Origin of the sequence: Neptuniibacter sp. UBA6509 (assembly GCA_002435145.1) — a bacterium.
Classification (GTDB): Bacteria; Pseudomonadota; Gammaproteobacteria; order Pseudomonadales; family Balneatricaceae; genus Neptuniibacter.
Map to the genome: position 1 here is coordinate 19,462 of DJLT01000087.1, position 24,824 is coordinate 44,285.

22 protein-coding genes are annotated in these 24,824 nt (G+C 41.4%); 2 read left to right on the forward strand and 20 right to left on the reverse strand.

Annotated features, from left to right (window positions below; translation table 11 throughout):
* Nucleotide 1: 1 nt before the first annotated feature.
* The 11 genes from B4K11_RS10695 to B4K11_RS10745 all read right to left on the reverse strand — a co-directional run bounded on the left by B4K11_RS10695 (nt 2) and on the right by B4K11_RS10745 (nt 10,855).
* Complete coding sequence (locus B4K11_RS10695) at nt 2-310, reverse strand: STAS domain-containing protein (RefSeq protein WP_292950364.1); 309 nt, start codon at nt 308-310, stop codon at nt 2-4.
* Between the two features lie 47 nt (nt 311-357).
* A complete protein-coding gene (locus B4K11_RS10700; RefSeq protein ID WP_292950363.1) occupies nt 358-1,575 on the reverse strand; it encodes a methyl-accepting chemotaxis protein in 1,218 nt (405 codons plus the stop codon).
* A gap of 24 nt (nt 1,576-1,599) precedes the next feature.
* Nucleotides 1,600-2,646 carry a protein-glutamate methylesterase/protein-glutamine glutaminase gene (locus B4K11_RS10705; RefSeq protein WP_292950362.1) on the reverse strand — a complete coding sequence of 349 codons (1,047 nt, stop codon included), beginning with the start codon at nt 2,644-2,646 and terminating at the stop codon, nt 1,600-1,602.
* Between the two features lie 112 nt (nt 2,647-2,758).
* Nucleotides 2,759-3,370 carry a chemoreceptor glutamine deamidase CheD gene (gene cheD, locus B4K11_RS10710; protein WP_292950361.1) on the reverse strand — a complete coding sequence of 204 codons (612 nt, stop codon included), beginning with the start codon at nt 3,368-3,370 and terminating at the stop codon, nt 2,759-2,761.
* Complete coding sequence (locus B4K11_RS10715; RefSeq protein WP_292950360.1) at nt 3,370-4,215, reverse strand: CheR family methyltransferase; 846 nt, start codon at nt 4,213-4,215, stop codon at nt 3,370-3,372. Before B4K11_RS10715 ends, cheD begins: the two co-directional genes overlap by 1 nt.
* Before the next feature lie 92 nt (nt 4,216-4,307).
* Complete coding sequence (locus B4K11_RS10720) at nt 4,308-6,668, reverse strand: methyl-accepting chemotaxis protein (RefSeq protein WP_292950359.1); 2,361 nt, start codon at nt 6,666-6,668, stop codon at nt 4,308-4,310.
* 23 nt (nt 6,669-6,691) lie between these two features.
* Nucleotides 6,692-7,213 carry a chemotaxis protein CheW gene (locus tag B4K11_RS10725; protein WP_292950358.1) on the reverse strand — a complete coding sequence of 174 codons (522 nt, stop codon included), beginning with the start codon at nt 7,211-7,213 and terminating at the stop codon, nt 6,692-6,694.
* Complete coding sequence (locus tag B4K11_RS10730) at nt 7,210-9,741, reverse strand: chemotaxis protein CheA (protein ID WP_292950357.1); 2,532 nt, start codon at nt 9,739-9,741, stop codon at nt 7,210-7,212. The genes B4K11_RS10725 and B4K11_RS10730 overlap by 4 nt, the downstream gene beginning before the upstream one ends.
* A 7-nt stretch (nt 9,742-9,748) precedes the next feature.
* The gene (locus B4K11_RS10735; RefSeq protein ID WP_292950356.1) at nt 9,749-10,111 is read right to left on the reverse strand and encodes a response regulator; all 363 of its coding nucleotides are present in this window, start codon (nt 10,109-10,111) and stop codon (nt 9,749-9,751) included.
* Nucleotides 10,112-10,144: 33 nt separating this feature from the next.
* On the reverse strand, nt 10,145-10,426 hold the full coding sequence (locus B4K11_RS10740) for an STAS domain-containing protein (protein ID WP_292950355.1): 282 nt from the start codon (nt 10,424-10,426) through the stop codon (nt 10,145-10,147).
* A gap of 234 nt (nt 10,427-10,660) precedes the next feature.
* Nucleotides 10,661-10,855, reverse strand: coding sequence for a DUF1289 domain-containing protein (locus B4K11_RS10745; RefSeq protein WP_349680089.1), 195 nt, complete (start codon nt 10,853-10,855; stop codon nt 10,661-10,663).
* 267 nt (nt 10,856-11,122) lie between these two features.
* Here B4K11_RS10745 and msrB point away from each other — a divergent pair, with 267 nt between their 5' ends.
* Nucleotides 11,123-12,283 (forward strand): peptide-methionine (R)-S-oxide reductase MsrB, encoded by a 1,161-nt coding sequence (gene msrB / locus B4K11_RS10750; protein ID WP_292950354.1) that lies wholly within the window; start codon nt 11,123-11,125, stop codon nt 12,281-12,283.
* 66 nt (nt 12,284-12,349) lie between these two features.
* Here msrB and hisA read toward each other — a convergent pair whose 3' ends face one another.
* The 3 genes from hisA to B4K11_RS10765 form a co-directional block, all read right to left on the reverse strand.
* Complete coding sequence (gene hisA, locus B4K11_RS10755) at nt 12,350-13,108, reverse strand: phosphoribosylformimino-5-aminoimidazole carboxamide ribotide isomerase (RefSeq protein WP_292950353.1); 759 nt, start codon at nt 13,106-13,108, stop codon at nt 12,350-12,352.
* Nucleotides 13,109-13,240: 132 nt separating this feature from the next.
* On the reverse strand, nt 13,241-16,765 hold the full coding sequence (locus B4K11_RS10760) for an EAL domain-containing protein (protein WP_292950352.1): 3,525 nt from the start codon (nt 16,763-16,765) through the stop codon (nt 13,241-13,243).
* A 99-nt stretch (nt 16,766-16,864) separates the two neighbouring features.
* Nucleotides 16,865-18,013, reverse strand: coding sequence for a murein transglycosylase domain-containing protein (locus tag B4K11_RS10765; protein WP_292950351.1), 1,149 nt, complete (start codon nt 18,011-18,013; stop codon nt 16,865-16,867).
* Between the two features lie 224 nt (nt 18,014-18,237).
* Here B4K11_RS10765 and B4K11_RS10770 point away from each other — a divergent pair, with 224 nt between their 5' ends.
* Nucleotides 18,238-19,440, forward strand: a complete 1,203-nt coding sequence (locus B4K11_RS10770) for an EAL and HDOD domain-containing protein (RefSeq protein ID WP_292950350.1) — start codon at nt 18,238-18,240, stop codon at nt 19,438-19,440.
* Between the two features lie 117 nt (nt 19,441-19,557).
* Here the strand turns inward: B4K11_RS10770 and B4K11_RS10775 are convergent, their stop codons facing one another.
* The 6 genes from B4K11_RS10775 to B4K11_RS10800 form a co-directional block, all read right to left on the reverse strand.
* Entirely contained in the window at nt 19,558-20,166 is a 609-nt protein-coding gene (locus B4K11_RS10775) for a hypothetical protein (protein WP_292950349.1), read from the reverse strand.
* Nucleotides 20,147-20,863, reverse strand: a complete 717-nt coding sequence (locus B4K11_RS10780; protein ID WP_292950348.1) for a MotA/TolQ/ExbB proton channel family protein — start codon at nt 20,861-20,863, stop codon at nt 20,147-20,149. The genes B4K11_RS10775 and B4K11_RS10780 overlap by 20 nt, the downstream gene beginning before the upstream one ends.
* Before the next feature lie 373 nt (nt 20,864-21,236).
* Nucleotides 21,237-21,728, reverse strand: coding sequence for an STAS domain-containing protein (locus tag B4K11_RS10785; RefSeq protein WP_292950347.1), 492 nt, complete (start codon nt 21,726-21,728; stop codon nt 21,237-21,239).
* 3 nt (nt 21,729-21,731) lie between these two features.
* Nucleotides 21,732-22,901 (reverse strand): PP2C family protein-serine/threonine phosphatase, encoded by a 1,170-nt coding sequence (locus B4K11_RS10790; RefSeq protein ID WP_292950346.1) that lies wholly within the window; start codon nt 22,899-22,901, stop codon nt 21,732-21,734.
* 159 nt (nt 22,902-23,060) lie between these two features.
* Entirely contained in the window at nt 23,061-23,762 is a 702-nt protein-coding gene (locus B4K11_RS10795; protein WP_292959373.1) for an MlaA family lipoprotein, read from the reverse strand.
* Between the two features lie 155 nt (nt 23,763-23,917).
* Nucleotides 23,918-24,824, reverse strand: a 907-nt coding sequence (locus tag B4K11_RS10800) for a porin (protein WP_292959374.1), incomplete at its 5' end; no start/stop codon positions are given.

Sequence of the window (24,824 nt, forward strand, 5' to 3'; positions counted from 1 at the left end):
ATTAGCGCTCTATAGTTACAAACTGATCAAAGTTAGCGATGGTTAGAATTTTATGCACAGATTCATTAGGCTTAGAAATCACAACCTTCCCTCCTAACTTTTCAGCATGCTCTTTGAGTAATAAAATCATCCCCAAAGCAGAGCTATCCATATAAGTCGCTTTCGATAGATCGACTAAAAAACAACTATTAGGCACACTCACATTTCGATAAGCATCACGAAACGCTTGATGGACTGAATAATCAAACTGCTGAGACACAAGTATTTGTACTGTTTTAGTCTCACTTGAATTTTGAACCGAAATAGCCATTTTACCTCACTCTAATACTCTAATTTACAGAGAAACTAAGCCATACTCTAAAATAGCTCAACATCACCTTCATCCATATCGTTTTGAGCAACAGTCCTTCTTTCATTCCTCTGCAATGCGACTTCACGAAGTTCTCTACATCGCTGCACGCAAGTCTCTGCAGCGGTTTCATTAACACGATGATCAGATGTCACTACATTTGTAATCAAGCTCGATACTTCATTCAGTGAATCAATATTATGCTCCACTGACGTTAAGGCCTGAGATGAGATATCTTCAAACTGTAAAGAACGAACCGCTTGATCAACACTACCACTGAGTTGACCACCGATCTCAGATATTTCCATTACTTTCTCATTCAGAAAATGATTCATACTGGCCATATGCTCAAGCATCTGACCCATTTTATCCTTGGTACCAATCGTATCGCTCATATCGGTTGAAGCCATTCCTCCAACAGTACTTCGCAACACTTCAATGGTTTCTTTAGCCGCGCCAATCTCTTCTCTTATCTGGTTATTCAGCTCAGCAGAATTGATTGACAATGTTCTCACTTCATCTGCGACAACAGCGAAACCTCGACCTGCATCACCCGCACGGGCAGCCTCAATACTTGCGTTAAGTGCCAATAGATTTGTTTGACTGGCTAAACCTTCAACGTTTTCAATAAGTCCAAAAATCCCATCTAGTTTCTCAACCATGTCATCTATATGGTGGACCGTTTCTAAACTGTTACGGCTGACATCAACCATGACGTGAACAAATTGATCTAACGTCTTGCCTGTTTCTTTAATGAAACCTTGAATGCTGAAAGACTCGCCTTCCGCACCTTCATTATGGCTCTCATCACCCTCATGGGTTTGATTGATAATATCGGCAGTTAATGCAGACTGGCGGTTTGCCAATTCATGCATGTTATGGAAACTATCAGCCATTAATGAAACAGCTTCTTTAATTAGGCCATCAACCCTCTCAACCTCTTGATTAACAATCAAAGCGTCATGAACTAAGGTTTGCGAAACTTCGTTTATAGCCCCATGCAATGAAGGGTCTACGCGCCCCTTATTATCATCAGAGGAACGTTCATTCTGCGAAATTTTTGGCGGGTGATCAGAGTCTGAAAGAATAAACAAACTAATCAGAGAAATAAATAAAACCGTCAAACAAACAATATTAATGACCTTATCAAACTCGATGGCCTGAGAAACACTAAGCCCTATCGTGGCCAATAAAGCCAAGCTTAACATTATTTTTTTAACCGCCATAAAAATGACCTCTGCCCTTAATTGTTATGAAAGGTACTGCACCAAGCGTGGCGCAACCTTTTCTAATGCTAGTACTTCTTTTGCTGCCCCCAAACGTACAGCAGCCCCCGGCATTCCCCAGACTAAGCTTGTCGCTTCGTCTTGAACAATTGAATATGCCCCTTGATCAACCAAACGCTTCATTGCAAGCGCGCCATCCTCACCCATACCGGTCAAGAGGACAGTCGTTATATTTTTTGCATCTAACTCACTTAATGAATCAAACATAACCTCAACCGACGGTTTATGACGATTAACAGGCTCACTTGAATCAAGCGTACAGATGAATTGATGACCATATTTTTTAATCACTAAATGGTGCGAGCCTGGAGCAATATAAACATGCCCTGCTTTTAAAACATCACCCTCTTTAGCTTCGGAAACGCTCAACTCGCTTTGACGATTTAGACGATTAGCAAAACGATCACTAAAACTCTCAGGTATGTGCTGCGTAATGATAATAGGAGGCATCGAGCCAGGAAGGACGGACAATAGATCATGTAACGCTTCGGTGCCGCCCGTAGATGAACCTATCGCTATAAGCTGATTATTCTTGTGCGTGATACTAGTCGGTTTAATCACCGGCCGATCAATATTTGACAAAGAGCGTCGAAATTTTAATTTAGAAGAAGAACCCGCAGCAGCTTTGACTTTATCAACTAAATCACGCTGAAAAAGCTTGAGCGCCTCATCTGATTCATTAGCCGTAGGCTTACCAATATAATCAACTGCACCTAACTCTAATGCTTGAAGCGTCGCATCTGCTCCCGCATGTGTCAGTGTAGATATCATCACAACGGGAATAGGATTTAACTTCATTAAATTTTTTAAAAAAGTAATGCCATCCATTCTTGGCATCTCAATATCAAGCGTCACCACGTCGGGTTTCAATAACTTGATTTTATCTCTTGCATCATAAGGATCAACAGCGGTCCCTACAACCTCAATACTAGAATCAAGAGACAACAATTCCGTTAACACATTCCTAACTAACGCTGAATCATCGACGATTAGTACTCGGATTCCATCCATATTTTTGACCAACACCTAAATAGCTATTTGGGTCGACAAGTTCCGAATTTAAAACAACATGGAACTCTTAAATCTCAATCTAACTTTTAAAATACTGCCTTAATTCATCAACTTAAAACAATTCAACATCAGTATCATCTAAATGCTCATCCACATCCACACGATAGGACTTCTCTTCTTCAATAAGTTTCTGATCTTCACGATGATCAAGTTTATTAACTAACATTCTCCCCTCTTGCGGGAAATATGCAATTCTTCTTGCTTGATCACCACCTAGATCAGAGGCGACAACCTTTAAGCCTTCATCCTTAATATATTGCAAAATAAAGTCAATATTCTGCTGCCCGATACTCGTCAAGCCGCTGATCATATCCCCCCCACCCGCTAATTTAACCTGCAAATCTGAACGCTGACTACCATGCTTCATCAGCTCATTAATTAGCTGCTCCATTGCAAACAGGCCATAGCGTGATGATCGATATAGATCACCTCCTTGCTCACCGGATGGGAGCATAAAGTGATTTATACCACCAAGCCCAGTTTGAGGATCAAAAATACACGCTGAAACACAAGAACCTAGGACAGTGGTGATAACTATGTTATCCCTTGATACGTAATACTCTCCAGGCTTTACCTTCACCGCATATTTTTCCCAGCGAGGCTCCCAAAAAGGCATAATCGACTCAAAGCCATTCAATATTTCTGGAAAATTTTCCCTATTCACTAATGAGTATCCACTTTCCTATAGATCGTTTTACCTACCAGCTCAAAACTACTTGCGTGACGAGCAAGCGCTTCAGAATGCCCCACGAATAGATATCCACCGGGCTTAAGGAGCCCAGCCATCCGCTGTAAAAGACCTGCTTGAGTTTCTTGATCAAAATAGATCATGACATTACGGCAAAAGATAAAGTCCAATGGCCCTTTCATCGGCCACTCTTCCATCAGGTTCAAATAGTTAAACGTGATCAGCGACTGGAGCTCATTGCGTATTTTTATATGACCTTCATTACCATTTCGACCTTTTAAAAACCATTTCTGCACCAACGCCTTAGACATTGAGTTAACCCTTTCATTAGCGTAAATTCCTGCTTGGGCGCTACCTAAAACCTTTGAATCAATATCGGTGGCCAATAAACGAATATCCCAAGAAGCTGTATTAACACTAGAATCCAGAATAGTCATCGCTAAGCTGTAGGGTTCTTCGCCTAATGAGCAACCCGCAGACCATGCTCTTAACTTACGTTGGCCTGAAGCAGCTATTTCCGGAAGTATGTGTTCATTAATAAAATCAAAATGATGCTTCTCTCTAAAAAAAGCAGTCAAGTTAGTCGTTAAAGCATTAATGAACTGAGTAAATTCTGAAGGATTAGCATCTAGATATTGGAAGTACGAATCAAAACCATCTAACCTTAACTCTCGAAGTCTACGTACAAGGCGGTTATACGCCATATCAATTTTATGGTCTGCTAGAACAATGCCCGCGTAATCATACAACTCATCCCGCACTTTCGAAAAATGCTTTGTTGTAAAAACAAATTCACGCTCGTGTTCATCAGCTATCGACATTAAAACCTCTGGTAATAAACATTTCGAAAGTTGATAGATAACGAGGGACCTTCAACCCAACGGGTAAAAAGATCCCTATTTTTCTAGTTCAATTAAAACTCTTCCCACTCATCACTACTTCCTCCGGCAGTGATAATAGGTGGAGCCTTACGTGAAGGTGAAGGGCTACGCTGCTGCCCTTGGCTAGGCGTAGAAGCAGCCGACGCTAAATCTCTAACCCTATTAAGCCCCTGCCCCCCACTATGTGATTCAGTGACAGTATCAACTTCGGATACTGTAAACTGATTGACCAACCGCTGAAGCTGCCCTGCTTGATCTTCCATCGAAGAAGATGCAGCTGCAACCTGCTCAACTAACGCAGCATTTTGCTGCGTTCCTTCATCCATTTGGGTTACAGCTATATTAACTTGCTCAATACCAATCGCTTGTTCACGACTCGCTGCAGCAATCTCGCTAATGATAGTCGATACGTTTTTGATAGAATCCATAATTTCAGCTAGTGCTTTTCCGGATTCATCAACAAACAAACCACCCTCTTCAACTTTTTCTACACTGTCACTAATAAGCTCTTTAATCTCTTTTGCAGCACCTGCACTTCGTTGCGCCAAACTCCTTACTTCAGAAGCAACAACCGCAAAGCCTCGACCTTGCTCACCGGCTCTAGCCGCCTCAACTGCAGCATTTAAGGCTAGAAGGTTCGTCTGGAATGCGATTTCATCGATCACACCAATAATTTCAGCAATTTTAGTGGAGCTCGAGCGAATATCTCCCATGGAGGTGACCACTTTATTGGAAATCTCACCGCCCTTTTCCGCTAATTTTTGCGCGCCAGCTGCTTGAGTACGCGCTTCATCAGCGTTATCTGCGTTCTGCCTTACAGTACTCGTCATCTGCTCCATACTCGCAGCAGTTTCCTGCAAGCTAGCCGCCTGAGCTTCAGTACGCGTGCTTAATGTACCGTTACCCGTGGAAATCTCAGAAGAGCCAGTCGTAATGCTCTGACCCGCGGTTCTTATCTGGCCCACCATATTGTTAAGGTTATGCAGTGAGCTATTCAGCGAATCATTAAGTTCAGCAAATTCACCTTTAAAATTTCCACTCATCTGCTGGGTTAAATCACCATCAGATAGAGCACTTAGAACACGCTTAATCTCTCTTACTGGCTCAACGACAGCATCAAGCATCTGGTTTACACCCGATGCGACATTCTGCATAAAGCCGCTGTACGCTGAAACATCTAGACGCTCATCAAGCTGACCCAGTGAAGCTTTCTGAATAAGCTGCTCTACTTCATCCTCTGCTCTAAGCTGATCAGTCGTATCCATCCACTCAACAACCGTACCTAAACGGTTATTTTGCTCATCAATTACTGGATTAGCTATTAGTGCAAAACTACGCGCACCTACTTTAATGTGCCCGTTATATGTGCTCTTCAAGCTCTCAAGCATTCGTCGCTGATGCTCAGGCTTTTCGTGAAAAATATCAAAATTTGAACCTAGAATCGTTTCAGCATCAAAATCTGGAAGTTTTTCCCGAATATCCTCTTGAGCATTACGCATCATATTTAGTGCTGAATCATTACAATAGATTATCTCTCCCTCATTATCCGCTAGCATTACACTTGAAGACACATTATCTAATGCGACTTTAATTCGTTGAGAGCGCTTGCCTGCTTCTCTTGCATCATTAACTTCGTAGCCTAATTTTACAGCGAGGATCTTAACCATCCGCTTAAGCTCACCCGTCTCGCCTGATTCATCCAAAGGGATAGAAGCTAAGTACTCACCCTCTGTGATATCAAGCATATGCCGCTTGGCTTCTTTTAAAGGAGTCACAACTTTATTGTTGATGCATGAAGTAACGCCAAAATACATTAAGATAAATGCGACGATAGGACCGGCCATCAATGCGATGCCAGGAGCTCCTGCCAAATAAATAGCCGCATTAATAAGCACCGCTGCGACAACAGAAATCAGTGCGAACTTGGAAATTTCTGCAGATAAATTCTCATTCGTCACTTGGCTAGGAGACGGGATAGTCGCCTCATTACGCTTTAACTTTGCATAAAGCGCCGTAGATTGTTCAACCTCCTCTACAGAGGGCCGAGTACGCACAGACATATACTCGACGATTTCACCATTACGGAATATCGGAGTTACGTTTGCTTTAACCCAATAGTAATCACCATTCTTGCAGCGGTTTTTTACTAATTTTGACCACGGGCGCCCTAGCTTCAAGGTATCCCATAAATCTTTAAACGCGGCTGGCGGCATATCTGGGTGACGAACAACATTGTGGTTTTTACCCACGAGCTCATCATGACTAAAACCACTTATCTCAATAAAATCAGGGTTCACATAGGTGATAATCCCTTTAAGATTCGTTTTAGTAACCAGTTCCTGACCATCTCTGAGCTTAATCTCGCGATCCGTAATGGGCTCATTGATTTTCATTATCTATCCTCCGCGTCCTACGCTTATACTTCGGTATCTGCTGACTGTTCTACAGCCAACTCATCGGAATTCATTAGCTCATCGACATCCATCAAGACGATCATTTTTTCATCTTGTGCCACTAAGCCCGTAATATATTCAGAATTAATCACACCTTTCATCTGTGGTGCGGGTTGAACTTGATCAGGGGTAAATGTATAAGTTTCAGCTACCGCATCCACAATAATCCCCATCACTCGTTCACCACTTTCACTCTCTACTTTAATGACAATCACAACCGTTGTTGGGCCATATTCAACCGTCTCAAGCCCAAAACGTTCCCTTAAATCAATAATAGGAATGATCGCCCCACGTAGATTAAGAACACCTTTCAAATAACTCGGCATGTCCGGAATCTGCGTAACGGGGGTCCACCCTCGCAGCTCCTGCACTCTTAATATGTCTAACCCAAACTCTTCATCATCTAACAGAAAGCTTAAATACTGCTGTCCATTACTTTTTTGCTCTAACATAGCGGTCTCTTCGGACCATTCAGTGTCATTCATACCGCTGCCTTATAATTTGAAGAGTTACTACTAGAAGAATTACCATTTTCAAAAATAGCATTTCTCTTTTTAGCAACCGCAGCCGTTTCAAAGTTCAAGCCTCGTTTAATTAAACCTTCAACATCTAAAATTAAAGCAACCCGCCCATTTCCTAAAATAGTCGCGCCAGCAAAGCCATCAATACGTTTAAAGTTCACCTCTAAACTCTTAATCACAACTTGCTGTTGACCGAATAACTCGTCGACCACAAGCCCAATTTTCTGCCCACCACTTTCAACAATTGCAATTAAACTACTATCTAACTGATCATTTACAGGCGGCAATTTAAATAAACTACGCAGATTGATAAGAGGGATATATTCATCTCTAAAATGCAGTAGTTTATCTTCACCCGCAATAGGGCTAATATCGGAACTATCCGCTAAAATTGTCTCAACAATAGCGATCAAAGGAATGATATAAGTCTCTTCGTGTACGCGAATTAGCTGTCCATCTAGAATGGCAAGCGTGAGCGGCAAACTGACACTAAAAGTAGAACCATGACCTGGTTCAGACTTCACACTGACATGCCCACCTAAAGATTCAATATTTCGACGCACCACATCCATGCCTACGCCACGGCCGGAAAGGTCACTGACAGCATCTGCCGTAGAAAAACCGGGTTTAAACACTAACTCATTTATTTCATCATCAGTCAGAGGTTGATCAGCCGTAATCAAACCCTTTTCAAGGGCCTTATTATAAATTTTCTCAGTATTAAGCCCCCGACCATCATCAATAATATCAATAATGATATATCCACCTTGATGATAAGCACTCAACTCCACATGGCCAGTTTCCGATTTTCCTGCAGCAATACGTTCTTCCGGTGTTTCTAACCCATGATCCAGTGAATTTCGTATAAGGTGAACCATAGGGTCACCTATTTTTTCCATAACCGTTTTATCAATCTCTGTTTGCTCACCGGTTATCGTCAACTCAACCTTTTTTCCTAGCTTTCCACTTACATCGTGAACCAAACGAGGGAAACGATTAAATACAAAGCTGATCGGTAGCATACGAACACGCATGACATCTTCTTGGAGATCACGTGTATTTCGTTCTAATTGCTCAAGCCCTGCTTGCAAGCGTTCAATTTCTGTTCCGCTGGTAATCTCTGCTAACTCATCACCCACCTGCCCGAGCATTGCTTGTGTTATCACAAGCTCACCCACTCTGTTGATAAGAGCATCAACTTTATCGGTATCAACACGGATCGAGGAGCTTTCTGAAGCAGTTTTACCCTTTTTAGCTGAGACTCCCGTTTTAGAAGGAGAGCTCTCTTGCTTAGTAGGTACTTTATTTGCGGCAGGAGTCGTCTGATTTGGCGGTGAGGAAGTTACCGGTTTAGCCGTAGTACTATCAAGCGTAGAATCTGCCTGTGCAGTAAAGGCATTGTCTGTATTTTTTACTTCAGCATCATTGGGTTGTTCCGAATTGGATGCCTGTAGAGGATAGATCTCCAGCTGACATTCATCTTCAACCCATTCAAATACTTCTCGAATCTCTTGCTCTTCACACTCAGACTGTAAAGCGATTCGCCACGCCAGATAAACTTTCTCAGGATTTAATGAATTAAGATCAGGTAGGTTAGCTGTGGATACATCTATATCTATAGGGCCGAGTTCCGCTAAAGCCTCAAGTAAAAAACTTGGCTCATTGCCCCGTTCCATAATGGTATCGGCGGGTGTAAACAATATATCCCAACCGGCAGGTGTCGCTTTAGAGGTGCTAGCTAGAGAGTCTGCTTCTGCATTTGACGTTTGAGCGGTTCCATAGGTTGAGCGCTCAATATGCAATTCACACTCATCTTCTACCCACTCAAATATTTCCTTGATCTCATCTTCAGAGCATTGAGAATGAAGATACAGTTCCCACTTCAGGTAAACGCTTTCACAGTCGAGCTTAAACAGTTCAGGTAATTTTTCGGTATTAGCGTGAACATTTAAGTCACCTAAGCCAGCCAACGCCTCGAACATAAAAGCAGGCTCATGGCCACTTTGCAGGAGACCTGAGTTAGGGATAAAAGTGATTTTCCAGCAGCTCTCATCGCTCTGACTAATCACCTCTTGCGCAACATTCGGTGTCGTATCAGATTCACTATTCTCAACACCTAACGCCGTTTCAAGTGCGCTTTGCACCCGCAGAATCATGTCCGAATCAGCTTCAGGGCCATCTTGAGCAGCTTCTAGCAACATCTTAATACAATCAACGGATTCTAGAAGTAAGTTAGTCAACGATGATGTTATTTGCTGTTTGCCGCTACGCAGCTCATCCAGCAACGTTTCAACTATATGAGTAAAGTCAGCGACTTCTGTAAAACCAAATGTCCCTGCCCCCCCCTTTATAGAGTGCGCAGCTCTAAATATTGTATTGATCGTTTCTTCATCAGCAGAACCCATATTTAACAAACTGGATTCCATTACCTCTAAACCTTCATAACTTTCTTCTAGGAAGGTCGATATAAACTGAGAAAGATCAATACTCATCTAATGATTACCTTACAACACGTTTAATCGTACTTAAAAGCTTCTCTGGGTTGAACGGTTTCACCAACCAACCCGTAGCACCTGCACCTTTACCTCTCTGTTTCATTTCAGGCGAGCTCTCGGTAGTCAGCACAAGAATAGGGGTAAACTTAAAAGCTGGGAGTTTACGTAGCTCTGCACATAATGTGATGCCATCCATAATAGGCATATTTACATCGGTTAACACTAAGTCAAACCTTGCAGTTTTAGCCTTACCTAAGGCCTCTTGCCCATTAGTCGCTTCTACAACTTGATACCCTTCTTGCTTGAGGGTAAAAGTCACCATATTTCTCAAGGAAGCTGAGTCATCAACCACTAAGATGCTAGCCATTTATATCTCTCCAATACGACCTAATAATATTAATCAATCTGTAATTAGTAATGTTTCTTTCAGACCAAGCTGTTGAACCGTTTGAAGCAATGCCGGTGACGGATTTTGCCACTGAACTGTTTTATCTTGGGCCACTGCTTTAAGAACAAAAGCAGCCATAAGCTGTATAGCAGAGGTGTCTACTCTGAGTAAATTTTCACCATCTAGAATTAAAGGCGATGGGGCATTTAAAAAATCTACAAGTTTATGCTTCCACTCTATCACGTTAGCGATGGAGATCTCTTCTGGGAATTTTAGGGTACTGACGGAGGTCATCAAAAAATCTCCAAATGACTGAAGTATAAAAAACATACAAAAAAGAGACCGTTCTTGCGACACAAAGGCCTCTAACTTATTTAGCTATAAAAATCGCTTAAGTTCACACAGAAGTCAAAGGGTTTCCCCAAAAAAAACACACATCCAACTATTATTTATCTTTTTACACCATCTTCATGATCTGTATAGAGTTTTGTTCACTTTTCTAGAAATGCTTTTTGACTGAAGAAAGGGTTACGTATAGCGTTCAACTTTTCTCATTTCGGCCTTAGCTAAAATTGATTTCCTACCCTCCTCAGATTCTTTGCTCCACTGTAATATTTCATCAAATGTACGATAGCAGCCTAAACAAATGTCCTTTTCATCAAGGCAACAGTTTCTTACGCAAGGCGATTCTACAAGTTTACTTTCAGGATCTAACAGCATCATTCATTCCTTTGCAGAAGCTATATTGGATATATTGGCTAAGATTTATCCAAGTAATTAAAATAAGCTTAGGACCGATCAAGCCTAATTATTGCAATTTTAAAAAAACACCACAGAAATTGAACACTCAATCATTAATTGTATTGTTTGGTATAAGCATAGCAAAAGTTTCAAATGACGCAGTTTTAAGATTATTCATAAATTATCTGAACCAAACAGAGTTATACGCATCTAAAACTCACTATCGATATTTACAGGGTTTGGATCAATATGAATAAGTTTGTAGCGGCAACAATAATCACCTTTAGCGGCTTAGGCATAGCAACCTTAGTCACGGGAACGGAAAAAGGCGTGAACCTAAGCAACTCTTCTGCTGTTACGGTTGCGGACTCTTCTGCATCTTCACGTCTAGCTATCGCTACGTTTGCAGGTGGCTGTTTTTGGTGTACCGAAGCAGACTTTGAAAAACTCGAAGGGGTTGTACAAGTTATTTCCGGATACAGCGGCGGCATCAAACCAAACCCAACCTATAAACAGGTCTCTTCTGGGCAGACCAAACACACAGAAGCCGTCCAAGTTTATTATGACCCTAATGTCATTTCCTATGAAGGACTGCTAGAACGCTTATGGCGTGAAATGAATCCTACCGATGGGAAAGGCCAATTTGTCGATAGAGGTGCACAATACCGCCCTGCAGTGTTTTACCATAATGAAGCACAAAAGATTGCCGTTGAAAAATCGATTGCAAAGCTGCAAGCATCTGGCGTTTATGATGACCCTGTCGCAACAGAAATAAGCCCCCTTACAGCCTTCTATCCAGCCGAAGACTATCATCAAGATTACTACCACCGTAATCCTATTCGCTACAGCTACTATAGAAATGGCTCAGGCCGCGATCAGTTTTTAACTGATAAATGGGGAGATGGACTAAAAATAGATTACTCACAATTTCGTAATCAAGCCTCTGTGGCTGACGTAGATGCAAACTCATTCGTACAGCCATCAGAGCATTACCTTCGCTCTACACTAACACCACTGCAATATAATGTTACTCAAGAAGACGGTACTGAACGCCCCTTCGAAAATCCATACTGGGATGAAAAACGGGACGGTATTTATGTCGATATCGTAAGCGGGGAGCCTCTTTTTTCATCGATGGATAAATTTAAATCAGGTACAGGCTGGCCGAGTTTCACTCAGCCCATAAACGGTATGAAAATTACCGAGCATGAAGATAACTCTCTGTTTATGAAACGAGTGGAGGTTCGAAGCCCAAAGGCAGATTCCCATTTAGGGCACGTTTTCACTGACGGTCCAGCTCCAACAGGGCTGCGCTATTGTATTAATTCAGCGTCACTTCGCTTTATTCCAAAGGAAGAGTTAGAGACAAAGGGGTATGGAGAATTCGCGAAGTTATTTAAAGGCAATTAAGTAGATAACAGAAACTCATCAGGACAAATTAGGAGTGGCATCAGATAAATGCCGCTCCTTACAGCTCTAACCTCGATTATTCCAAGTAATGCACTCTTCTAACGTAACACCGGAGCCACCAAAAATATCAAGCGCACTGCCAATTGTTAAATCTACTTTACCTTGAGATAAGCGCTCAACCAATTTAAGGTCTTCTAATGAACGCGCCCCTCCAGCATAAGTCACGGGTATAGTGCAGTACTTACCTAGCAAAGAAACCAGATCTTTATCTATACCACCCTGTAACCCTTCTACATCAGCAGCATGAATTAAAAACTCAGCACAATGTTCGCTTAGAGCAGTAAGCGTTTCCTCATTGATTAAGGTGTCCGTCACAGTTTGCCAACGATCAGTCGCTATATTCCAACCTGATGCAGTACGACGACAACTCAGATCAAGCACAAGTCGATCCGCACCCGTTATGGCCTTAATCTCATTTAATCGCTTCCAACTAAACTGGCCATCTTCAAATAGATACGAGGTGACGATTACATGTGAGGCACCCGCCTCAAGAAATTCAGCAGCGTTAGTATTATTCACCCCTCCGCCAAACTGTAATCCCTTAGGCCAAGTAGATAGCGCTTTAAGTGCCTGTTCCTTATTTCCAGGCCCCAAAGCAATAACATGCCCACCTAAAAGCTCATTCTGTCGATACAAAGCAGAATAATATGCAGCATCCTGACTACTAACAAAATTTGTGTCAGCACCTTGATCATTTAAGCTGCCACCAACAATCTGCTTTACCTGGCCTTGATGCAGGTCTATACAAGGGCGAAACTGAGTCAAAAAACGCTCCAGAATATCAATAACTAATTAATCACATTAAGAACTGAGGATTAAACCCTAACTACTCTTTGAAAAGCAAACTTAATACTTACTTATAATGAGGAAGCTACACTCAATAGCCTGATTTTATAATTAACCAGAATTGGCAAGAGCCGCTGCCATTAATGAACTCGCCAACTGCTCTCCCTTAGAAACGAAAGCCGTGATTTCATTTTGAACAATATTTGATTGATCCAATTGATATGCAGCAAACAGAGCTTCTGCCGCTTCATGTAGTTGTTTATGCTGCTCAACTACGCCATATTTATCTATATCCGTTGCTAGAACGGAAGCGCCTTCATTCTCGATCCAGCGCCCTAGATAACAATAACTTAGCTCTATCTTTTCTACTGAAAACTCAGATGATTGGACAGTTTCAATAATCGTTTTCATCCACGCTTTTAACTCAACCACTGCATTTAATACAGACGTCTGCTTCGAACCCAAACAAACCGTCTTTACCCATGAGGAAGGAGGATTCCAAGCTTTAACCCAGCCTTCGACTTCATATGCAGGCATCGGTTTAGCAATGCCATAACCTTGACCATTTTCACAACCTAACTGAAGCAACATCACTCCATGCTCTTCAGTTTCAACCCCTTCGGCAATCACCTCTCTACGGAAGGCTCTTGATAAACTTAGTACACCTTGCAGTATTGCGAGATCGTCAGGATCATCTAACATGTCACGCACAAAACTTTGATCTATTTTCAATTCTGCTGCGGGCAATCGTTTTAAATAAGTTAATGAAGAATAGCCCGTACCAAAATCATCCAATGAAAAGGATATTCCTAAATTTTGACATGCAATTATTGTTGATGAGACTTGATCTACATCTTCTAACGCACTCGTTTCAAGAATCTCGATACTCAAAGCCGAAGGTTTAAGGTCAGGATATTTTGAAAGAGATTGACCCAATTTATCCACAAAATCCGCCTGCTGTATCTCTAGGCTACTTACATTAATACTCAAGGTAAAATCTAACCCGGCCTTGTTCCACGCATTCAACTGACATAACGCGGTAGCAAGCACCCAATCCCCCAACTCGATACTGAGCGAGTGCCCTTCAACAATTGGTAAAAATTGCGCCGGCGCCAGCAAACCTCGCTCGGGATGGCTCCATCTAATTAAGGCCTCAAAACCGATAACAGAACCTGTTTTCATATTTACCTTAGGCTGGTAATAGAGAACAAATTCATTACGACCCAACGCCTTTTTGATGCTTTTCAGGCTCTCATTAAACCCTTTAGCCGCTCGGTCTTTTTCAGGGCTGAAGAAATGATACCTATTTTTACCTTCTATTTTAGCTTGGTACATTGCTTGATCAGCTTGTCGCAATAGCTGATCCTCCGCCACCTCATCAAGTTGAGGGTAGCTAGTCACTCCAATACTCGCAGAAACCTTATATTGTCTCTGCTTATGCAATACAGGTAGAGATGCCGCTTTTAAAAGCCTCTCAAGCAACGTAATACTGTCATTTATTTTCTGAAATCCTGTTAATACTGCAACAAACTCATCACCACCTAAACGAGCGATTGTGTCACTTCCTCGTAAGCAGGATTTCATTTTTCTAGCTATTTCTATTAGTAAATAATCGCCTTGATCATGACCATAATTATCATTTATTTGCTTAAAACCATCTAAATCAATATAGGCAACCAATACTAATTCTTTTTTCCTTTTCGCTAACAACAACGCTTGATTCAGCCTGTCCGCTAGCAATACTCTATTAGGCAGATTCGTAAGCGGGTCATAATGCGCTACATGCTCTAGCCTTTGCTCATTCATTTTTGAACGCGTAATATCAGAAAAAAGAGCCACATAATTGTTTATCTGACCATCCTTTTCCTTAACCGCACTAATAGTTAAAAGTTCAGCAAAGAACTCCCCTGATTTCTTACGATTCCAAACTTCACCACTCCAATGCCCATTAATCTCTAACTCTTCCCACATCTGCTTATAAAATGAATCTGACTGTAGACCAGACTTGAGAAAACTAGGATTACGCCCTAGGGATTCATCCTTTGAATAACCTGTTAGAAGCGTGAAAGTATCATTTACATCGACGATTAGCCCCTTACTATTTGTAATCAAAATCCCTTCGCGAGCATGAGAAAAAACACTCGCAGCCATCTTAAGCGCCGCTTCCGCTTTCTTTCGCTCACTAATCTCCATGCACGTACCAGACATACGTACAGGCTTACCTAAACCATCTAGTTCAGTAGCCCTCCCCTGAATCAAGACCCAAACCCAATGCCCTTCTTTGTGCTGCATACGGATTTCGCAGGCAAAATGTTCCACCTCACCCTTTAAGTGTTGATTCAGTTTCTCCTGCACATGAGTTAAATCATCCTTATGAACAAGACGCTCCCATGTAGGTATAGTTAAGGGAAAGAGCTCATCATGCTCATATCCCGTGATCTCAGCCCAACGCTGATTAATTTCACAAGCACCACTTTGTAAGTTCCATTCCCAAGTACCTACCCTAGTTGCCTCTATAATATCCTGAAGCCGATTCTTAGCATCCTGTATACCTCTTTCCCGCATGACCAACTGCTCAGTTCTACGCTCGACTCTGAGCTCCAATTGATCATTTACCTGCTTCAATTCGCCCTCTGCTAATTGCCATTTAGTACCAATTTTTTGCACTAATAAAATACTTGCACCGATAATTAAGCAAATCAGAAAGGCAGCAATGAATGCAGTATGTCGGATATCATCCGAAAACTGCTCAGAAACAACATCTAATCCAGAAACAACACCTAAGGTCCAGCCACTTTGCAAACGAACTAAAATCACTAATTGATCATTACCTGGCTGATGAATAACATCCGTTAAATATGGGTAATCACCCTCCAAACTTTGCCAAATACCACGCCCCGTCATCAACGCTTTTAATTGTAAAAACTGAGTAGTATCTAATCCTGTTTTTACGACTTCGCTTCCTTTTCGATCCAATAAAAAATACCGCTCATCAAGAGCATGACGACCTTGCTTACTCAATAACTCAGACATCATACTTAGATGCAAAACCCCTCCTAAATGAGATGTAATCTCCTCCTTTTCATTAGTAATGGGTACATCAATAGCAATAGCGGGAATACCATCAGCCCCCACAAACGCATTTGATAACACAGGCTGCTTATAGAGAGTCGCCTTCTGAAAATAGGAGCGATGAGAAAGGTTATATGTTTTTAATGACTTCTGAACTGAAAACGGGTGAGATAAATAATGGTCACCGTTTGGAAAGAGGACAAATAATACATTGAAACCATAGGAGCTTTCTTTCAGAGTCCAATCAAGGACCTCTCTGCGCTTAGGATCTAACGCTAAAGGAATTCCGTTAACCGACAGATCAACAAGCTTTCTATCTAGTGCTGTGGAAAACTGCGGCAGTTTAGAAACATAGACTAAACGAGATTTTGCCTGATCAAGTTCGTTATCAACCCAACCTGCCAATTGACGTGCAGAATGAGCCGCATCTTGAGCCCAATTAGAAATATTGGAGCCCTTTAAGGACACGCTGAGGTAGGCAACAAGCAAAAGCAGCGCAATCAGCCCTCCCCCCACAAGCACTATCTTTATCTTATTTAATGGCGACAACGTCTGCTTAAGCATTATATATGGCACTCATCCTTTGAGCTGTTTCAGTTACCCTAACGATTCACCACTATTCATCCATTGTGGTAGATCAATATATAAAAAAGTATAGTCAAATTAACGATATTTCTTCTTAGCTTCGACAACTTTTACAAGATAGGATCGGCTTTCGCTAGGCATCTTGCTCCTTAAAACAGCCCAAACTTGCTCTGGCGACAAGCGATTTATTTTTTTAAAAGCCTCATCATTACTTGATGAAAAGCTCCTTAATACATTTCCTGCTCCACCATTATAGGCAGCAATAACACAATATTCCTTACTTCGAATATTCCTTACTTTTGCCAGATAGCGAGTATTCAATATGGATAAATACGCACAGCCCATTCGAATATTATTCTCAATATTGAAAAGGTAAGCGGATGACGGCGTAGCTGGATAGCCATGTATAAACTCGAAGGCATCACGCCCCGCAGTAGTAGGCACAATTTGCATCAATCCATAGGCAGGAACCCAACTCACAGCATAAGGATTAAAATTACTCTCTGTTTTTATAATCGCATACACTAAAGCTGACTCAAGACCGTACTGACTTGCAAACCGCTCAACGTAAGCCGAATACTTAAACTTCCTATTTACACTATGTTTCTCAACGAGAGGAAACTCTACAAACACTAATTTCTTATGATTTCCCGAAACATCTACAATCTCTCTACTTTGTAGCTTTTTATCTACAAGGTATTGAGCAAACCGCTCTGCACGCCACTCCCAACGAACAGGTTTGCCTTCATTGTCTGTCAACTGATTATATAAAAATGGTACATCACCTAGAGGCACATCCTTATCTGAAAAAAGGTCTACTCGCTCAGGATTAAAAGGGGTTAATAAGGTAGTGACTATCGTTTTCTTAAGCAGAAGAGGATCTAAGCTCTCAACCGTAACCAATCCTGTTTCAAAATTAATACGTGCACGGTTTATATAACTATCCGTATATTTAACGTACTCCTTTGGTGTCGCTCTTATGCTATCGCTATCACCCCAACTACCGGAAATACTACTCAAGAAACGTTCAAAACGTTTCACATCACTTTTAAGAGAGTCAGGATTGGCCACCCAAGCTTTCGCTTTACTCTGAGCTTGCGAGGTGACAATACTTTCAAGGGAACTCCCTCTAGCAACACTTTCAGCTAAACGAAAAGCATCGTGTGTAGTACATGCCGAAATCGTTAATGGGAAACTACCAACCAAAAAATGTCTTCGTGTAATCATATAACCTGGTGATTCTCTCGATAAACAATTAAACAGAGCACTTAATAAACCCTATCAACTTCCTACATTTTCAATGTTTTCCTGTAGAAAAAGCATATAGATTAACCTGTTATTAGGGAACGGAATAAACACATACATAAAGAATGGTCGTTTTTTTATAATTTAATCGCTATTATTTCTAATAGCCTACAATAAAAAAAAAAAATTTAGGATAATAAAAAGACTTGGCTTCATCTATTTTGCTTGCGCGCCAACCGATCTTCGATAAAGATCTCAATACCATTGCATACGAACTTCTATATCGTGATGCCAAAGGCGATGGACCTCAACTCCCATTCGATGGTACTCAAGCTACCGCCGAAGTTTTACTGCACGCATACAGCAGTATTCTTCAAAATGGTCAAATACGAACCCTTCCTGCATTTATAAATTTTAATGCTGAATGGCTTTATAATGGCAATCTCCCCACCCTAAAACCTGATGCACTTGTCTTAGAAGTCTTAGAGGACGTCGCCATAACTGACGAGATAATGGAAAGGTTAAAGATGATTGTAAAAAAGGGTTATCGTTTAGCGCTTGATGATTTCATCTATGATCAAAGCTGGGAACCTGCATTAGAACTCGCTAAAATAGTTAAAATCGATATTCAGCAACTCTCACCAAGCCAACTAATTGAACATATTACTCAACTGAAGAAACATAAAGTCACACTCTTAGCAGAAAAAGTCGAGACTCAAGCTGAGTACGAATACTGTAAACAGCTTGGGTTTAAACTATTTCAAGGCTATTTCTTTTGCCGCCCCCAACTTGTTGAAGGCCGAAAACTGACGGGCAATGACCTAACGAATCTTCAACTGATGGCCGAGCTCGAAAACCCAAAGGCCTCCCCAGAATCACTTGAAGCAATCGTATGTAAAGACCCTGAATTGGTTTTACGTCTTCTGAAAATTGTAAACTCTGTTCGCTTTTCAATCACACGAAAGATCAATAGCATAAACGAAGCTATTATTGCTCTTGGCATAGATGAATTAAAAAAGTGGGCGATTCTTATTAGCACCACACAAAATTCCACAGCTGCCTGCGAACTCACTCGTGAAGCACTCACTCGTGCAAGAATGTGCGAAAAATTAGCCAACGAATATGGAATATCAAACTCAAGCACAGCCTTCATGACGGGGATGCTATCAGGCATTGACGCCATGTTGAATTTTGAACTTGAAGAGATCATGCAACAACTGCCAATTTCAGCCGAGATATCACAAGCCCTTTTACACAACGAAGGGATATTAGGTGAGTTATTAAGTGATGTTAAAAACTATATGACAGGGAACTGGGACGAGATAATAAAACAAGCACAAATGCTTAAGCTAAGCGAAGCAAGAGATGAAAGCTTACAATGGGTCCTTGAAACCCAAGCGAGCATTTAACTAATGACCGTACCCTCTAGACTTAGCGATTCGGGGATATATCAACACATTCGAATAATAAATATTCGTTAGCGGGATTGATAAAAAGTTAGCTGGTAATGAATTCAAAGCAACAAATCACTTACCCTGAACCTTGGCTAAGCTTTTCTGCAACTGATTAATATTGCTTACTGAACCATCAGGAGCAATCGTAAATCTAACAAGTGTTTTTTCATCGCCCTCATTAACCAAAGTCGCAGTCTGGTAGTGTAGAACCTTCATCGTCGGGTTAACTTCAGCCAGATAAATCGTGACAGGTATCTCACTTTTAGTTTCACTTTTGAAGTAATGGACGTTGATAATAAATTCACCTGGTGGCCGCCCCCGAATTGTCAAAACTTCCTGATTTAGAGGGTTCTGTATTTTTTTGCCATTTACCATTTGAGTATCATTCGCCAACCCTCGGTCGTCTCGATCTAAATGCATCAAGCCATCCTGTGCTTTCTTATACCAAACCTTTGTTCCATCAGGCCCTGATGCCCAAACATCTATATCATTAGGGTCATTATCAGGCCAACTAACCGTAACGACGAACTCAGCTTTGGGATCAATAATCCCCGTTTTTGCCGGCGGATTTAACAACAGTAAAGCGATTAAAAAAAGAAAAGTAAATGTAAGCAGAACATTGAACAGTAAGTCTGTAAATGGATCGATATCAAAGCTATTTTTACGTTGAAACAGAGGCATTATCATCTGCTCCTTCAGAGCCATGCTCAACTAACTGCGCAAAATCGACTACATCAACAATTAACCCATCCGCACAACGATCAAGAAGCAGCAGCTGAACACCTAGGAGCATACTTGAAATCAAACCTATCATCGTTGTATTCATCGCAACTCCCATCCCCTGCGTCATCTGCTGCATTAAATCTTTGATATCTGAAATATCTAGCTCCTCAATTCCAGAAATAGAACTCAGCATCAACACAAAGCCAACGACAGTGCCCAGCAAGCCCAGCTTAATGACCAAGGCAGCAACAAACCAACCCACTTGATGAGAGCCTTTGAGAGTTTCAGAAAGTAGCTCTGCTAATATAACTTTATCACTCTCACTTTTTCCTAGTGAAACGCCACTGATGTAAGCTCTAACAGGGGAAGCATCTCCAGAAAACCAGCTAGTACTACATGCCTCCCCTTCATCGTAAGGAGCTGCTTTTAACTGTGCCAATACGACTGACTGACAAGATAGAAACCAACTTCTGTAGCAACAATGAATAGAGGCTAAAACAAATAGCAGAAAAATGAATAAACTTATGCGAGTGATATCTTGTTCAAATAGGGTATTTAAAAAGCCAAGATCCCAGCTTAAAAAAATAAAAAAAGAGAAAACCCCAGCCAATAGCAACCAATATAGAAAAGCTTTGTATGGACCCTGAGTAGACATTCACACCCCTAATTACATATTTAGATATGATTGAGCAATCATAGAGAAAACTTTAAAGCTAACTCACTACTTATTAACTAATAAATTAAAACGTTATGACGTGCTGCTATGAAGTATTAAAACTATACCAGATAAATACAAAAAGCTGATAACGCAAGAGCCAGAAAGGATCAAGTAGAAGAAGAATAAACTCTATAAAAAAGGCCTACGGGTATCCTCCCCGCAGGCCTTCGATCCAACCATCCATGTCGGTCATTGCTTGTCCATAAGCAATGAGGCTGGGCGCTTTATCCATAAACAAAACGTAGATCCATCTACTCCCAACCAAGGCTAATACTACAAGACCCAGAAAAAAGAGATATAAGAAGAATTCCTATTTTTCATCAATAGCTTCAAGCGTTGAGACTAAATCCTTGAAAGCCTCGCGGTTTGTCTCATTAAGGGTCATGAGAACACGGTGCGCAGAAATTATTCTCTCTTTCATCTCATCAACAGATTCTTGAACTAAAGGAAGTTGCTGAAGATCCCGGACCGTTAACGGCAACTCTTCTAATAAGATAAAAATATGATCAAAACCCATAGTATAAAGAATACGAGTGATATCAGGATCAGTAGATACCAACGTGGGCTTTCCTAGATCGCGTTGATTAGCTTTGATCGAAAGTTTTGCGATTAAGCCAAGGGACGTACTATCGATGCCCTCAGCCTGAGTAAGGTCAATTAGAATATCAGTAACGTCAGGCTGATCAAGAACTTTATCTAAATGACAATCTAAAGATGCGCATAGCGTTAAGCGCACGTCTCCAACAAACTTCAGGACGAAGCTACCATCAACAAACGCTGAATAAATCAAACCTTCTTGCATTATCTACTGCCTGCAAATCGTCATTATTGCTATATCATCGGGTGCATCATTTATTATACCCGGAAGTAATGCCTCCTTGATGCAGTCAGGGCCCTCTCCTTTAGTATCAAGAACAGCATCAATAAGCCTCTGCTCCTTGGCATCCATACCTTTATCGGTGAGCATTTCCAAAATACCATCCGAAAACATAGTCACTTCAAATTCCGTTAGCTCTCCTAGCTTTCGCTCTTCAAAATGGGGCTCTGGAAAAAGACCTACCGGCATACCGCGCCCCTCTAAAAACCGAGCGCCATGACTATCACGAATAATAGGCATTGGGTGATGCCCACCTACAGCATAGGTCAAAGTTGAGTTTGCGTTATCAAAAAGACCGATAAAAATACTCAAATGCTTACCAAGTTCGGTATCGATTAACTCCGAATTTATACGGTAGAGCGTGTTTATAGGCGATAATATGTCAAAACTTGAAGCGCGCCTATAATTTCGTAATAACCGATTTGTCATATTTTTTAACAAAACCGTCACCAGAGCAGAAGAAGCCCCGTGACCAGATACATCGGCGAGATAGAATAGCGTCTTTTCATTATCAATTGAGATAACATCCACAAAGTCACCACTCAAATAGAGAGATGGAATCAGAAGATATCGAGCATGAATCCCTCCAACCCTAACATCTTTCTCAGGCAACATATTCTGCTGAATCTGCCTAGCGGCCTGCTGATCGACCCTGAGTTCACTCAAGCTTTTCTCTAGCTCTTCACGATAATGAAGATTCTTTTCAATCAATTCTGCCTGAACAAGCAGCCTGGAAATCGAACAGGCAAACTCTTCTTCATTTTCAGAGATCTCACTCTGAATAAATACATCACAAGCACCTTTCCTCAACGCGAGTAAAACCTGATCGCATTTGGGCTCTGGCAGTAAAACCATAAGAGGCTTAGGATCATGCCTTTCAGCCAACAAAGCAACATCATCTAAAGAAAAATGATCATTGAGTCCAACAATCACTAGAGAGAAATCATGCTCATTAAGTAACTCTAAAGCAAAATCAGAACTGTACGCAGTAGATATTTTAACAGGTGGAAGGTCTACATGGTTACATGCATTGATAATGGACTCGATTGCTTCAGCAACATGATCAATCAGTAAGATAGTTTGGTAGGTTTGTCTCATAAGCAAGCCTTGCAAGGCAAGTAAGGATCTATGAGAGAATACGTTAAATGCTGGGGAGCAAAGATGCAATAATAAAAATAGAAAAGACTACAGAAAAAGAAGAATAGACCCCAATTGACTATAAAAACCGGGGTCATCTTAGTAAGGCGCAAATAGATATTAGAAATTGCTATCGTCGTAGTTTTCACCATCGCCATCAGCAATCGAAAACGCTCGTTTCTGCAAGTATGCATCTCGGATAAATGTATATTTATCGCCTGAGATAAGCTTTTCAGATTCCAAGAGCTGAGAACGCCCGTCAATTATGCGTGTAACGTATAAAGCGTTACGATCGCCATTATCATTCACATGATAGACAGGATCAACGAAGGCGTCCGGCAGCATACCAATACCATCACGAACAGTCGCAGGACCAAAGAACGGAAGCACTAAATAAGGACCACTTTCGGCACCCCAGTAGCCAAATGTTTGACCAAAGTCCTCTTCATGCTTTTCAATACCCATTGGCGTAGCAACATCAATCAAGCCTGCTAAACCTAGAGTTGAATTAAAAGTCACTCGAGCAAAGTCCTGACCCGCGCTATGAAATTTACCTTGCAGCAAGTTATTTAGCAGCGTGCCTACATCTGATAAATTATCAAAGAAGTTGCTTACTCCTGTCTCTGCCATATCAGGCATAACGGCCTTATAACCTTGAGAAATAGGTTTCAAAGCATAAGTATCTAAGCGATCATTAAAACCAAACATAACCCGGTTAAACCCTTCCCATGGGTCAACATTAACCTCTTCAGCGATAACAGGCTGAGCAAGCATTACAGATACAGCCCCTGCTACAAATAAACTACGCATTTTGGCTTTCATTCAGTTTCCCTTAAATCGAACCTAGATATTGAACCCGTTATTCTATCTGAGTTGAGCCTAGATGAAAAACATGTAAGGGTATATTTTTTATCTACAACAAAAAAAGGCTTCCCGAGGGAAGCCTTTTTTAAATATTTCCGTAAGGAAATGTCGACTTAGAAGTCTACGCGGTAACCAACGATGATACGGTCAGCTTCGCCGCCTACATCTTCAGCTTCGCTGTTGAATGCCCAGTAAGAAGCATAAACACGGCCTTGACCAAGGTTCTGCTCTACTTCAGCAGTCCAGTTAGACTGTTCATCAGAAGCGCCATCGATATCTTTCTCAGCGTAACGACCTTTAACACTTAGGCCATTGCCTAGGTTATAGATAGCAGCAAGGTTCATAGCATCAGCTTCAAGCGCAGCTGAATCACGATCTTCGTAAGTAGCAATTAACTTAAGAGCATCGATAGTGTAAGTAGCCGCTAGACCCCAAGTATCAATATCTTCAGCAACAAGAAGAGAATCGCTCTGACCTTTACCGATAGACGCTGCAAGGTATAGACCATTTGCAGAGTATTTAGCAGCAATGTTATACGCATCAACGTCATCAGTGCTGTCAGCAACGTTAGCACCAACAACTGCGCCAGCAGCAAGCTGGAAACCAGACATTACAGGCGAGATGTATGCTAGAGTGCTTTGTTGACGCTTGTGTAGATCATTACCAAGAATGTTCCATTCAGCAGTAGCGCCATCAGAAGAGTTAAATACTGCATAAGTACCTTGACCAGTTACCCAAAGGTAATGAGGGTGATACTGCTTACCTGCTAGTGCAGTACCCCAATCACCAGTAGCACCAATGTACATTAGACGGTTACCAGTAGTAACGCCTTGGTCAGCATCGTCTACACCGTAAACCTGAGCTTCCCAGTGGAATAAACCTTTAGTACCTTCAAGGCCTAGGTCTACGTCACCTTTGATACCCATGCGGCTTGAGTCGTCGCCTAGGTCAAGTGCTTGGTTATCAACGTCTTCAACTTTAACACGGAAAGAACCGTATAGAGTTGCATCAGCCTGTGCA

Excerpts from the sequence above, each read along its gene's own strand:
- B4K11_RS10790 (WP_292950346.1), bottom strand. The coding sequence starts at position 22,901 with ATGAGACAAACCTACCAAACTATCTTACTGATTGATCATGTTGCTGAA.
- B4K11_RS10735 (WP_292950356.1), bottom strand. The coding sequence starts at position 10,111 with ATGGCTAGCATCTTAGTGGTTGATGACTCAGCTTCCTTGAGAAATATG.
- B4K11_RS10700 (WP_292950363.1), bottom strand. The coding sequence starts at position 1,575 with ATGGCGGTTAAAAAAATAATGTTAAGCTTGGCTTTATTGGCCACGATA.
- B4K11_RS10695 (WP_292950364.1), bottom strand. The coding sequence starts at position 310 with ATGGCTATTTCGGTTCAAAATTCAAGTGAGACTAAAACAGTACAAATA.
- B4K11_RS10715 (WP_292950360.1), bottom strand. The coding sequence starts at position 4,215 with ATGTCGATAGCTGATGAACACGAGCGTGAATTTGTTTTTACAACAAAG.
- B4K11_RS10725 (WP_292950358.1), bottom strand. The coding sequence starts at position 7,213 with ATGAATGACACTGAATGGTCCGAAGAGACCGCTATGTTAGAGCAAAAA.
- B4K11_RS10760 (WP_292950352.1), bottom strand. The coding sequence starts at position 16,765 with ATGCTTAAGCAGACGTTGTCGCCATTAAATAAGATAAAGATAGTGCTT.
- B4K11_RS10775 (WP_292950349.1), bottom strand. The coding sequence starts at position 20,166 with ATGCCTCTGTTTCAACGTAAAAATAGCTTTGATATCGATCCATTTACA.
- B4K11_RS10705 (WP_292950362.1), bottom strand. The coding sequence starts at position 2,646 with ATGGATGGAATCCGAGTACTAATCGTCGATGATTCAGCGTTAGTTAGG.
- msrB (WP_292950354.1), top strand. The coding sequence starts at position 11,123 with ATGAATAAGTTTGTAGCGGCAACAATAATCACCTTTAGCGGCTTAGGC.
- B4K11_RS10795 (WP_292959373.1), bottom strand. The coding sequence starts at position 23,762 with ATGAAAGCCAAAATGCGTAGTTTATTTGTAGCAGGGGCTGTATCTGTA.
- B4K11_RS10730 (WP_292950357.1), bottom strand. The coding sequence starts at position 9,741 with ATGAGTATTGATCTTTCTCAGTTTATATCGACCTTCCTAGAAGAAAGT.
- B4K11_RS10785 (WP_292950347.1), bottom strand. The coding sequence starts at position 21,728 with ATGCAAGAAGGTTTGATTTATTCAGCGTTTGTTGATGGTAGCTTCGTC.
- B4K11_RS10745 (WP_349680089.1), bottom strand. The coding sequence starts at position 10,855 with ATGATGCTGTTAGATCCTGAAAGTAAACTTGTAGAATCGCCTTGCGTA.
- B4K11_RS10720 (WP_292950359.1), bottom strand. The coding sequence starts at position 6,668 with ATGAAAATCAATGAGCCCATTACGGATCGCGAGATTAAGCTCAGAGAT.
- B4K11_RS10740 (WP_292950355.1), bottom strand. The coding sequence starts at position 10,426 with ATGACCTCCGTCAGTACCCTAAAATTCCCAGAAGAGATCTCCATCGCT.
- B4K11_RS10765 (WP_292950351.1), bottom strand. The coding sequence starts at position 18,013 with ATGATTACACGAAGACATTTTTTGGTTGGTAGTTTCCCATTAACGATT.
- B4K11_RS10780 (WP_292950348.1), bottom strand. The coding sequence starts at position 20,863 with ATGTCTACTCAGGGTCCATACAAAGCTTTTCTATATTGGTTGCTATTG.